We start from the raw sequence: 12,262 nt of genomic DNA, 5'->3' as shown, positions 1-12,262 counted from the left end.
ATTACCGCCTTAAGCTATGCTTTTGGCGGTATTTTGCTTTTTTTATATTACACCAATACTTCTCTTTGATTAATTACCTCCAGAAACAGAACCTAATCGCATACTGATAAAACATAAATCGGTATTATTTGATATTCATACCGATTACAATCATTTTAGCCGTGATTTGAACAAACATTAAAATAAATATTTTTTAATGTTTAGTAGTCAACTAACATTAAATTTAATGCCGCAATAGATAGTAAACATTAATTATTCTTTTTTTTAATGCCTACTGCTATTTAGACATTAAATTTTACGTCAGGCCAATAGTAAACATTAAATATCTATTTTTTTAATGTTTATAATGATTTTAACCTTAATTTAATGCAGTGAAACATAGTAAACATTATTTTCTCTTTTAATTAATGTTTACTTGTATAAAAGCCGTATATTTAATGTGCTTTTCCTAGTAAACATTAAAATTATAATTTTATGATGTCTACTCTAAAATACTCCATAAACCCCGACAGGTCAAAACCCTGGAATGATCTCCCTTTATTACCTATAGACAAGACCCTACACCACAGTGTAGACATCCTAGAACAGTTAGGAAAAACAAAAGAAGCTCTTGGAAGACTAATGGGTAGAGCGATTGTTATACCAAATCAAGGGATTCTGATAAATACCATTAGTTTACAGGAAGCCAAAGATTCAAGCGCAATAGAAAATATTTTCACAACGCACGATGAACTATATCGTGCCTTCAGTATTAACAGCGATGAAGAACATCATAACCTAAACGCAAAAGAAGTTTTGCATTACAGAGAAGCTCTTTGGACAGGATATCATTATATAAAAAAACATACCGTATTTGATTCAGAATATTTCAAAATCCTCTATAGCATAGTTAAACAAAGCGGTGAAGGGTTTAGAAAGCCTATCTCAAAAATAATCATCCGACAAGCCGGTACAGGACCAAATACAGGCAAAACTGTTTATACTCCACCAAGGGGAAAAGGAGTAATAGAAGAAAAAATTGATAATCTAATCGAATTTATTAATAATGACGAAGATGGAATAGATCCCCTTATCAAAATGACAATTGCTCATTTTCAATTTGAGGCAATACACCCGTTTAGTGATGGCAACGGGAGAATAGGTCGAATTTTCAACATTCATTACCTTACATCAAAAGGAATGCTGGATTTACCTATACTATATTTAAGCAGGTTTATTCTTGAACACAAATCAAATTACTATTCCAGACTTGCAGGAGTTTCACAAAGAGGAGAATGGAAAGAATGGATTATATATATCCTAAAAGCGATTCAGATTACATCCATAATTACTTTCAATAAAATAAATGATATTATTGACGCTCAGGAAACTATTATGGAAACAATAACGCGCGATACCAAAATCCGTAAACCAAAAGAAATCATAGAGGCCATTTTTATTCAACCCTTTACAAGAGTTAAACATCTCACAAGTTCCAAAATATACTCTGAAAATACTGCCAGGAAATACCTGAATCAAATGACAACATTGGGAATCCTGGAACGAAAGACAATAAGCGGGCATCATTATTACTTGAACAAGGAACTTTACAGGATTTTAGCAGAGTAGAATAATCATCAAAAAATGCTTTTCTCTTATTGCTGTAATAACATACCTTTACCGCCTCCGATAAAACAATCATTAATAATCTAAATCAATCATGATTAAGAGCTTAACTATCGACAACTTTGCACTAATCGACAATTTGAATGTGAAATTCGAAAAAGGCCTGTCTATTATTACAGGTGAAACGGGTGCTGGTAAATCAATTATTTTAGGTGCGTTAGGTTTAATTCTCGGTCAGCGTGCAGATTCGAAAAGCTTGCGAAGCGATGACCGGAAATGTGTAATTGAAGGTTATTTCGACATAGAACAATACGGACTTGAAAGCTTTTTTGAGGAAAACGATCTGGATTTCGACAAAAGTACAATAATCAGGAGAGAAATATATCCTTCAGGAAAATCAAGAGCTTTTGTGAATGATGTACCGGTACGTCTTGACACTCTACAACTGTTAGGTGAAAGTTTAGTCGATATCCATTCTCAACACCAAACTCTGAAACTATCAGATCCCGACTTTCAAATGAGTGTTCTGGATGCTGTTGCCGGAAATACAGACCTGATTGAAGAATATAAAAGTAAACTCAAAACATATAAGAAAGCCAAAAAAGAATTCGAAAAGCTGCAGGCACAGCAGGCAGAATTAATAAAAGCACACGACTATAATTCATTTCTGTTAAATGAACTTAATGAGGCTAATCTGGAAGACGGGGAGAAAGAAGAAAAAGAAGAAGAACTCGAGGCTTTAACCCATGCCGAAGACATAAAATCAGGACTGTCTAATGCTGTCGGGATAATGAATGGTGAACAAATGGGAGTAATCGCATCTCTAACAGAACTACGTTCTTCATTGAGCTCATTAAGTGGCATTTCAAAAAATTTAGACAGCTTCTTAGAAAGAATTGAGAGCTTGCTAATTGAAAGTAATGATCTGGCCTCGGAAATCGAAAATCTTGCAGAGGAAACAGAATACAATCCCACTTTGATTGATGAGCTTAACGACAGACTACGACTAATATACGACCTGGAAAAAAAGCACAACACCGATAAAATAGAAGAGTTACTGCTGATTCAGGAAAACCTGCAGAAAGAAGTTGATTCAGTTGAAAACCTGGATCAGGAATTAGACAAATTAATGAGCAGGAAAAACAATGCTCTTGAACTTGTAAATACAATTGCCAACAAGCTTCATAATCGCAGGGAAAGCAAGATTACGGAAGTTGTAAAGCAAGTTTCAAATATTCTTAGCGAACTTGGAATGCCAAACGCCGAATTGGGAATAGAACTTTCGAAGTCTGATAAACTCTTAAAAGATGGCAAGGATAATGTTATGTTCATGCTTTCAGCGAATAAAGGAGGAAAAATGGATGATATTGGCAAAGTAGCATCCGGTGGGGAACTTTCAAGGGTTATGCTGGCAGTAAAAACAATACTTTCAGAAAAGAAAAACCTTCCATCTATCATTTTCGATGAAATAGACACAGGTGTTTCGGGCGATATAGCCGATAAAATAGGAAATATAATGACCGTGATGGCCAACAGGATGCAGGTTATTTCCATTACTCACCTACCCCAAATTGCGGGTAGAGGAAATCTGCATTACAAGGTGTTTAAGCACGATGAAGACGGCATTACCAAAACAGAAATGCAACGTTTAAACAACGGCGAACGCGTTGATGAACTGGCAAAAATGCTAAGCGGTAGCAATATCAGTGAGTCGGCTATGCTACATGCCAAAGAACTTCTCAAGGTTTAATAAAAAATGATCTCCGGTAATAATTATTAAACAACTATTATTATATTTTCTTTAACATTATCATTCCTTATATATCTTTACTTTGGCCGCGAATAATTCATAAGACAAATAATTAAGACAATAATGAAGAAAATATTATTAAGCGCTATGGCTCTTGCAGTGTATGGGGGTATTTATGCTCAAAATACAGAAAATAAAGAAGCTGTAGTACCCGGAAAAACAGGCTATCAGTTTACAGTTGATAAACAATTAGATGCTACTACTGTAAAAAACCAAAACAGAGCCGGTACATGTTGGAGTTATTCCGCAATCTCTTTCCTTGAATCCGAACTAATGAGAATGGGTAAAGGTGAATTTAATTTATCGGAAATGTTCATTGTCCGTCATACTTACGAAGAAAAAGCTGATAAATATGTTCGCATGCACGGTGTTCTTAACTTCGGCCAGGGAGGTGCTTTTCACGATGTAACCAATATGATCCAAAAATACGGTATTGTTCCTCAGGAAGCATACCAGGGATTGAATTACGGAACAGATAAAGACGTTCATGGCGAGTTAGATGCTATGTTAAAAGGAATGGTTGATGCAGTTGTAAAAGACAAAAACAAAACTCTTACTCCTATCTGGAGAAGTGCTTATCTCTCTACACTGGAAACCTATTTAGGTGAAGTTCCTGAAACTTTCGAATACAATGGAAAAAAATACAGCCCAAAATCATTTGCTGAAGAATTGGAATTAGACGCCGATAATTATATCGAAATTGGATCTTTTACTCACCATCCTTTCTACGAAGAGTTTATTTTTGAAGTTCCCGATAACTGGATGTGGGGTGCTATACAGAACGTTCCTGTAGATGAATTAATCGAAATTATGGATGCTGCACTCGAAAACGGTTATACAATTGCATGGGCTGCCGATGTGAGCGAAAAAGGTTTCTCATGGAAAAACGGCGTGGCAGTTGTGCCTGAAGAAACAAAAGAAAACCTCAAAGACAGCGAGCAATCAAAATGGTCTGAAATGTCGGAGAAAGAGAGAAAAAAGATGTTCTATACATTTGACCAACCGGTGAATGAAAAAGTAATCACTCAGGAAATGCGTCAAAAAGGTTTCGATAACTATCAAACTACCGACGATCACGGCATGCACATTACGGGTATTGCAAAAGATCAAAACGGAACTAAATATTACATCGTTAAAAACTCATGGTCTGATAAAGGAAACGACTACGAAGGATATTTTTACGCTTCAGAAGCTTTTGTAAGACTTAAAACAATGGACATCATGATTCATAAAGATGCTCTTTCAAAGAAAATGAAAAAGAAAATGTCCGTTAAATAAATGTATGCTAAATAATACCTGATTCTAGTATTAAAAACTCCGTGGTTCAATGAACCCCGGAGTTTATTTTTTTTCATAAACCCTAAAGGAGAACTAGTTCTGATATTAAGATTCTATTCACAAAACAACCAATAATACTAGTTCTAATATTTTACTATATTTGTCCGCTCAAACAAACAGAAAAAAAATATTTAAAATATGGCTAATAATCTTTTAGAAGGGAAAAGAGGAATCATTTTTGGAGCCCTTGACGAAAATTCTATTGCGTGGAAAGTTGCTGAGAAGGCAATGGAGCAAGGAGCTAAATTCGTACTGACTAACGCACCGATTGCAATGCGATTTGGGGAAATCAATAAATTGGGCGAAAAAACAGGTGCAGAAATTATTCCTGCTGATGCTACAAGCGTTAAAGATTTAGAGAATTTATTCGAAAAATCTATGGAGATTTTAGGAGGAAAACTCGATTTCGTTCTTCACTCTATCGGAATGAGCGTTAACGTAAGAAAAGGTAAACACTATACTGAATACGATTATGATCACCTTCATAAAGGATGGGATGTATCGGCCGTTTCTTTTCACAAAGTGATGAGTGTTGCTAAAAAGATGGACGCGGTAAACGAATGGGGATCGATTGTTGCCCTTTCTTATATCGCAGCTCAACGTACTTTCCCGGGTTACAACGATATGGCCGATAATAAATCTTATTTAGAGTCTATCGCGCGTAGTTTTGGTTACTACTACGGTAAAGATAAAAAAGTTAGAGTTAACACAATTTCTCAGTCGCCAACACCTACTACTGCCGGTTCGGGAGTGAAAGGTTTTGACGGTTTCCTGAACTTTGCCGAGCAAATTTCGCCACTTGGAAATGCCACTGCCGATGAGTGTGCTGATTATACAATCATGATGTTCTCCGATTTCACTAAAAAAGTTACTATGCAAAATCTATTCCACGACGGAGGTTTTGCTACTACAGGAATCAGCGAAGAGGTAATGGAGAACTTCCTGAACAACGAATAGTAAACTATTTCAATAATATTTTAAAACTCGACTGTATTTCGGTCGGGTTTTTTTTATGTCTGCTTTTTGGCTGCCTTAACGGTTCTTTCGCTATACTGCGCATACAAAAAGCTCTTCGGCTATTGCACAAAAAGAGCTCCCGGGGTCGCTTTTTTAAGCAAAGCTTCAGCAGCTTTTCGTATTTGCGCGGTGCCGCTTCAGCACCTGGCAGAAATACCATTTAAAACCCGAAATACCAACATTTCTGAACTAAAATCCTATCTTCGCAAAAACTTATTTTCATGCTGAATTATTCTTTTATTATTCCGGTTTATAATCGACCAAACGAAATCAGGGAACTTTTGGAAAGCTTCCAAAAAGTTGAATTCGATCGTGATTACGAAATTGTAATAATCGAAGATGGTTCTAGCGAAAAAAGTGATTCTGTAATTGAAGAATTCAAAGATGAACTGAATATTTCATATTTCTTCAAGGAAAACTCCGGACCGGGTGACTCCAGAAACTACGGAATGAGTAGAGCCAGGGGAAATTACTTTATAGTTCTGGATTCCGATGTTATCCTGCCTCCAAATTACCTGATAGAAACAGATAAATTTCTTCAGGAAAATTATGTTCATGCATACGGCGGGCCTGATGATGCACATGAATCATTCAGCGATTTACAGAAAGCTATAAATTTTGCGATGACATCTTTCCTCACTACCGGTGGAATTCGCGGAGGGAAAAAACAGGTTGGTAAATTTCAGCCAAGGAGCTTCAATATGGGTATCTCGAAAGAAGCTTTCGAGGCAACCGGAGGTTATGGAAAAATACATCCGGGCGAGGATCCCGATCTGACCTTCAGAATTTGGGAAGCAGGCTATGAAACAGCTCTTATTCCAAATGCCAAAGTATTTCACAAACGAAGAATATCGTGGAGCTCTTTCCGAATGCAGGTTTATAAATTTGGGGTAGTACGTCCCATACTTTCACAGTGGCACAAAGGAACCGGGAAAATTACTTTTTGGTTTCCAACAATATTTAGCTTTTACCTGCTGGCTTCAACTATTGTAAGCCCAATTTGTCAATTACCAATATTAACAGTTTTAATATACCTGTTGTTGATTTTCAGTTCGGCTTTATCACAGACTAAATCAGTAAAAATTGCAGGGATGTCCGTACTAACATCTCTTATTCAATTTACTTCATATGGCTACGGATTCCTGATTTCGAACTTTAAACTACACGTTTTAAAACAGGAGCCAAAAGAAGCTTTTCCGAAATTCTTTTTTAAGTAGACCCAGGTTTTTCTAGAAGAGCTCCAATCATCGGCTGAGCCGAGACACGGTGAGTTGATGACAAAAAAAATTAACCGCAACGTAACGCAAAAATACTTTGCGAAACTTAGCGCTTTACTTTGCGACCTTCGCGGTTAAGAAACAAGGTTGTCATGGATAAACCCAAGTTTTTTCAGCTCATAACATCCGAAATATCATCCAAAAACTCAGGATTTCTCTCTATAGCAGTTCCTATAACTACGATATCGGCCCCGTAGTTAAAAGCAGTTTCCAGTTTTTCTTTAGTGTTTATTCCTCCTCCTACTATCAATGGAATATCAATATTCTTTTCAACTGCTGAAATCATTTCTTTAGGGACTTCAAGTTTAGCTCCACTTCCACCATCGAGATACAAGAGTTTATGACCTATCATCTCACTCGCAAGTGCGGTAGCTACGGCAATATCGGCCTTATTCCTGGGCAAAGGAGTAGTATTACTTATATATGAAGCAGTAGTTTGTACTCCACTGTCAACTAAAATGTATCCTGTTGATAAAACCTCCAGATTTGTTCTTTTCAAAAGCGGGGCAGCAACAACCTGACTACCGATTAAAAACTCTGGATTTCTTCCGGAAATAAGTGATAAGAATAAAATTCCATCAGCTTTATGCGAAATCTGATGTACACTCCCCGGAAATATAATCACCGGAATAGAAATATTATCCTTAATTATCCCTATAAATTTATCCATCTGATCGGAACTCAGTAAACTCCCGCCAACCAGAATGAAATTTATCGGAGATTTTTTTATCTTTCCGATAAGACTAATTAACTCTTCAGCATTAAGTTTATCAGGATCTATTAAAACAGCAAGCTGCTTCTTATTTAGATTTTTAGATTTTGTTATTTCGTCGAGTATACTCAAAAATCAGAGATTAAAGATTTGCAGCAAATTTAATCATTCATTAAATATACCAAAGTGTGATTATCAAAAATATCCAATGAACCTTTTACTTTTGTTTTTAAATCATCAAATAAAATTTCTCCTTCTAAAATCTTGTTTTCAATATCTACTTTCGTTACCATAAGATTTTCCTTAAAATCTATTCCTGCTCTTTTGCACAACTTAAACATAGCCTCTTTACAGCTCCACAGTATCGAAAGCATTTCAAGAGAAGCTGTATCAAATATTTTTTCCTCCGCCTTGTTTATAAACTTGTGCGATATACGAAAAAGTTGCTCCCTTTTTCTTTCAAGGTCAACTCCTACTCTATCAGAACTTATAAAAACAGCCACATAATTACGTGTATGCGATATTGAAATATTACTGTTTATTAACAATGGAGCCCCATCAGAGTTATAAGTTAAATCGGTATCCGAATAACCGGCTTCCCGAAGAAGTTTTCGGGTTGATAAAAATTCTACTTTTCGTTTATCCGAGGAAAATGAATGTATTTTATCGATAGATTCTTTACTTAACTCAAGACTATTCATAAGAGCCGGATAGTCCTCCTCAATCTTCCAAATAAGAAGAATTGAATCATTATTAATTATATTTTTCTTATATACAGGCATCTATACGAAATATCAATATTAAAAAATGTTATATTTGAAATTCAATTTTTTAACCAACCTAAAAACTGACACAAATGAACAGCGAAGTTAAATCATATTTCCCATATAAAGTTAAAGATATTTCTTTGGCTGCATGGGGAAGAGAAGAAATTAAACTTGCCGAAGCAGAGATGCCCGGATTAATGTCTTTGAGAGAAGAATACAAAGACGAACAGCCCTTAAAAGGAGCAAGAATTGCAGGGTGTCTGCACATGACCATCCAAACAGCAGTTCTTATTGAAACATTAGTTGCCCTTGGCGCTGATGTTACATGGAGTTCGTGTAATATATTTTCTACTCAGGATCACGCTGCAGCAGCAATTGCCGAAACCGGAATACAGGTCTATGCCTGGAAAGGAATGAATGAGGAAGAATTCGACTGGGCCATAGAACAGACACTGTTCTTCGGGGAAGAAAAACTGCCACTTAGCCTTATTTTAGACGATGGCGGTGACCTTACAAATATGGTTCTGGACAGATATCCGGAACTTGTTCCGGGTGTGAAAGGTTTATCGGAAGAAACAACCACCGGCGTACACAGACTTTACGAAAGAGAGAAAAATAATACTCTTCCTATACCGGCAATAAATGTTAACGATTCTGTTACCAAGTCGAAATTCGACAACAAATACGGGACCCGCGAATCGGCAGTTGACGGAATAAGAAGAGCTACAGACCTGATGATCGCAGGAAAAGTTGTGGTGGTTGCCGGATATGGCGATGTTGGAAAAGGAACAGCAGCTTCTTTCAGCGGTGCGGGAGCCAGGGTAATAGTAACCGAAATAGACCCTATTTGTGCCTTACAGGCAGCGATGGAGGGTTATGAAGTAAGAAAAATGGAAAATGCCATTGCCGATGCCGACATAGTTATAACGGCTACCGGAAATAAAGATGTAATTACAAAAGAATCTTTCCTAGCAATGAAGGACAAATGTGTAGTTGCAAATATTGGCCATTTCGATAATGAAATAGATATGGCATGGCTGAACGACAACTATGGAAATTCAAAATTGAACATCAAACCTCAGGTTGACAAATATACAGTAGATGATAAAGAGATAATTATTCTTGCCGAAGGAAGACTTGTCAATCTCGGATGTGCAACCGGTCATCCGTCGTTTGTAATGTCGAACTCATTCACAAACCAGACTCTGGCACAAATCGAACTTTGGAAGGATTCAGACAAATACGAAAACAAAGTTTACACACTTCCAAAACACCTCGATGAGAAAGTTGCAGAGCTACATCTGGCAAAATTAGGAGTTGAATTGGATGTGTTAAACGAAGAACAGGCGAAATATATCGGGGTTGATGTAAAAGGACCTTTTAAACCTGACTACTATAGATATTAAAAACTTTAACTGTTGTTTTTCAATATATTAAATTACTAAGAAAACTTTGAAAACTATAATGTTTTTCAAAGTTTTCTTGTTTTTTATCCTTTTTTACAAGGGTTTTTTATCCTTTTTCAATGGCACAAAACGGAATTGATCATACCTTCTTATGCTAAATTCCCTCAAAGATAATTTTTCGTAAACGGTCATATCCTGAACATTTACACCAATTGGTGCAACAATCAATCCCCCGATTTTTAATTGTTCTTTTAGGGCCACAGGCAGCACAGCTGTAGCAGCCGTAACAATTATTTTATCGAAGGGAGCATATTCAGCTAAGCCTTCACAACCATCGTCGAACGACATATATTCCGGTAACATATCAAGTTTTTCCAGAACGGATTTTGCATTAACATGCAGCTTCTCTATTCTTTCCAAAGTAAAAACTCTTGCTTTCATCGCAATTAAAACAGCGGCCTGATATCCCGAACCGGTACCTATTTCCAGAACCTTGTCTCCGGGTTGAATATTCAACAGTTGAGTCTGATAAGCAACTGTAAAGGGCTGTGAAATTGTCTGCCCCTCCTCTATAGGAAAAGCATCGTCTGAATATGAAAACTTCCTGAATTCGGGCGACATAAAATACTGTCTTGGAACCTTCAATAATGCATCCAAAACATAGGGATCAGTAATACCTTTGAACTTAAGATTGTACACTAAACTCTCCCTTTGGGCGATATATTTATCACTTTCCTGCATGTCCTCAAACTATCACTATAAAGGTAAGGGGCTACAGGGTGAAAAGCAAAAGACTGTCTCAAAAATTAATAAGCAACACATTACAAACAACGAACAGGAAATATCTATATTTAGAAAATAATTCAACCTGCATAATAACAGAACTAACAAACCAATGAAATTTATTCAAATAGTTACTACAGCAATCATCTTGGGACTGTGGTCATGTAAAAGCGAAAGTCTTGAAGAAAAGGCTGCAAAAATCCATCAGGAAGTTTTCACAATAGATTCCCACACCGACACACCCTTAAATTTTATGTCAAATGATTTTGATTTAGGTGTAGAACATGATGCACGAAACGGAGGGGGTAAAATAGATATTCCAAGAATGGAAAAAGGTGGTCTGGATGCTGCTTTCTTTGCTGTTTTTATCGGACAGGGAGAAAGAGACAGCTTAGGTCATCAACAGGCATTCGAAAGAGCCGAACAAATTTTCGAGGCTACCAACAAAGCTATCGAGCCCTACCACGACAAAGTAGAAATAGCATTTAACCCACAACAGGGTTATTCTTTAGAGAAACAGGGAAAAAGAGCCATTTATTTCGGCATAGAAAATGGATACCCAATAGGTAATGATCCTGACAACATTAACTATTTCTACGAAAAGGGCGCAAGGTATTTAACTTTGGTACATACAAGCAATAATGACATTGCCGATTCTTCGACAGATAAAAAAGGAGCAGAATACAATGGCTTATCAGAGTTCGGTGAGGAAGTTGTAAAACGCATGAACAAACTGGGGATGCTAGTTGATATTTCACACGCTTCAGATTCAGCCTTTTACGATGTAATAAAATTGAGCAATTCGCCTGTTATTGCCTCACATTCATGTGCAAGGGCTCTATGTGACAATGCACGTAACTTAAACGATGACATGCTAAAGGAGTTAGCCAAAAACGGCGGTGTTATACAAATGTGTATTTTAAGCGATTATGTAAAAAAGGTATCCCAGACACCAACACGCGACAGTGCGAGAACAGCATTTAGAAAAACACATTCTCACTGGGAAAAGTACACTGAAAAAGAACGAAAGGCAGCTATGAGAGACTGGCATCAACTCGACATTGATTTCCCTCCCAAATTAGCTAATGTAAGTGATGTTGTAGATCATATAGACCACATTGTAAAAGTAGCGGGGATAGACCACATCGGCATTGGAACCGACTTCGACGGCGGCGGTGGTGTTGACGGATGCTATGATGTTTCGGAATTAGGAAATATCACACTGGAGCTGGTTAAACGAGGTTATAACAAAGAAGAAATAAGAAAAATATGGGGAGGAAACTTTATGCGTGTCTTTGAGGAAGTGAACAATAAAAATAATACACTTTAAAAGTCTTTCTTTTAGGGTAAAATGATTTCTTCTTCATTGTTAATTAACCCTCGTAACGCCTGTGTATTACGGGGGTTAATTAACAAATACTTACAAAAAACATATTTGATATAGATGTTCGGATTACTCCGCTGCGCTGCGTGATCCGAAAACTCTACCATTGCAAATTAAAATCCCCAACGCTGGTGCGTTGTTGGTCTTTTTTATTTCCAACCAC

Annotated in this window: 10 protein-coding genes; 7 read left to right on the top strand and 3 right to left on the bottom strand. The window is 36.8% G+C overall.

The window, feature by feature from the left end:
• Positions 1-474: 474 nt before the first annotated feature.
• The 5 genes from ABFR62_09880 to ABFR62_09860 all read left to right on the top strand — a co-directional run bounded on the left by ABFR62_09880 (position 475) and on the right by ABFR62_09860 (position 6,987).
• Entirely contained in the window at positions 475-1,608 is a 1,134-nt protein-coding gene (locus ABFR62_09880; protein MEN8138727.1) for a Fic family protein, read from the top strand.
• A 91-nt stretch (positions 1,609-1,699) separates the two neighbouring features.
• Positions 1,700-3,355: a DNA repair protein RecN gene (gene recN, locus ABFR62_09875; GenBank protein ID MEN8138726.1), complete on the top strand. Its 1,656-nt coding sequence runs from the start codon at positions 1,700-1,702 to the stop codon at positions 3,353-3,355.
• Between the two features lie 123 nt (positions 3,356-3,478).
• Positions 3,479-4,693: a C1 family peptidase gene (locus ABFR62_09870; protein ID MEN8138725.1), complete on the top strand. Its 1,215-nt coding sequence runs from the start codon at positions 3,479-3,481 to the stop codon at positions 4,691-4,693.
• A 198-nt stretch (positions 4,694-4,891) separates the two neighbouring features.
• Entirely contained in the window at positions 4,892-5,710 is an 819-nt protein-coding gene (locus ABFR62_09865) for an SDR family oxidoreductase (protein ID MEN8138724.1), read from the top strand.
• A 281-nt stretch (positions 5,711-5,991) separates the two neighbouring features.
• Positions 5,992-6,987 (top strand): glycosyltransferase, encoded by a 996-nt coding sequence (locus ABFR62_09860; protein MEN8138723.1) that lies wholly within the window; start codon positions 5,992-5,994, stop codon positions 6,985-6,987.
• A gap of 172 nt (positions 6,988-7,159) precedes the next feature.
• Here the strand turns inward: ABFR62_09860 and ABFR62_09855 are convergent, their stop codons facing one another.
• Positions 7,160-7,891, bottom strand: a complete 732-nt coding sequence (locus ABFR62_09855) for a geranylgeranylglyceryl/heptaprenylglyceryl phosphate synthase (protein ID MEN8138722.1) — start codon at positions 7,889-7,891, stop codon at positions 7,160-7,162.
• Between the two features lie 29 nt (positions 7,892-7,920).
• A complete protein-coding gene (locus tag ABFR62_09850) occupies positions 7,921-8,541 on the bottom strand; it encodes a 4'-phosphopantetheinyl transferase superfamily protein (protein MEN8138721.1) in 621 nt (206 codons plus the stop codon).
• 74 nt (positions 8,542-8,615) lie between these two features.
• On the opposite strand from ABFR62_09850, the gene ahcY reads away from it, so the two are divergent.
• Positions 8,616-9,932, top strand: coding sequence for an adenosylhomocysteinase (gene ahcY / locus ABFR62_09845; protein MEN8138720.1), 1,317 nt, complete (start codon positions 8,616-8,618; stop codon positions 9,930-9,932).
• 93 nt (positions 9,933-10,025) lie between these two features.
• Here ahcY and ABFR62_09840 read toward each other — a convergent pair whose 3' ends face one another.
• Positions 10,026-10,673 carry a protein-L-isoaspartate(D-aspartate) O-methyltransferase gene (locus ABFR62_09840; GenBank protein MEN8138719.1) on the bottom strand — a complete coding sequence of 216 codons (648 nt, stop codon included), beginning with the start codon at positions 10,671-10,673 and terminating at the stop codon, positions 10,026-10,028.
• Positions 10,674-10,827: 154 nt separating this feature from the next.
• Here ABFR62_09840 and ABFR62_09835 point away from each other — a divergent pair, with 154 nt between their 5' ends.
• The gene (locus ABFR62_09835) at positions 10,828-12,045 is read left to right on the top strand and encodes a dipeptidase (protein MEN8138718.1); all 1,218 of its coding nucleotides are present in this window, start codon (positions 10,828-10,830) and stop codon (positions 12,043-12,045) included.
• The last annotated feature ends 217 nt before the right edge of the window (positions 12,046-12,262 follow it).

The organism is Bacteroidota bacterium (assembly GCA_039714315.1).
Classification (GTDB): domain Bacteria; phylum Bacteroidota; class Bacteroidia; order Flavobacteriales; family JADGDT01; genus JADGDT01.
Note: the sequence above shows the minus strand (reverse complement) of the source record. Positions and strands in the feature narration are given on the sequence as shown.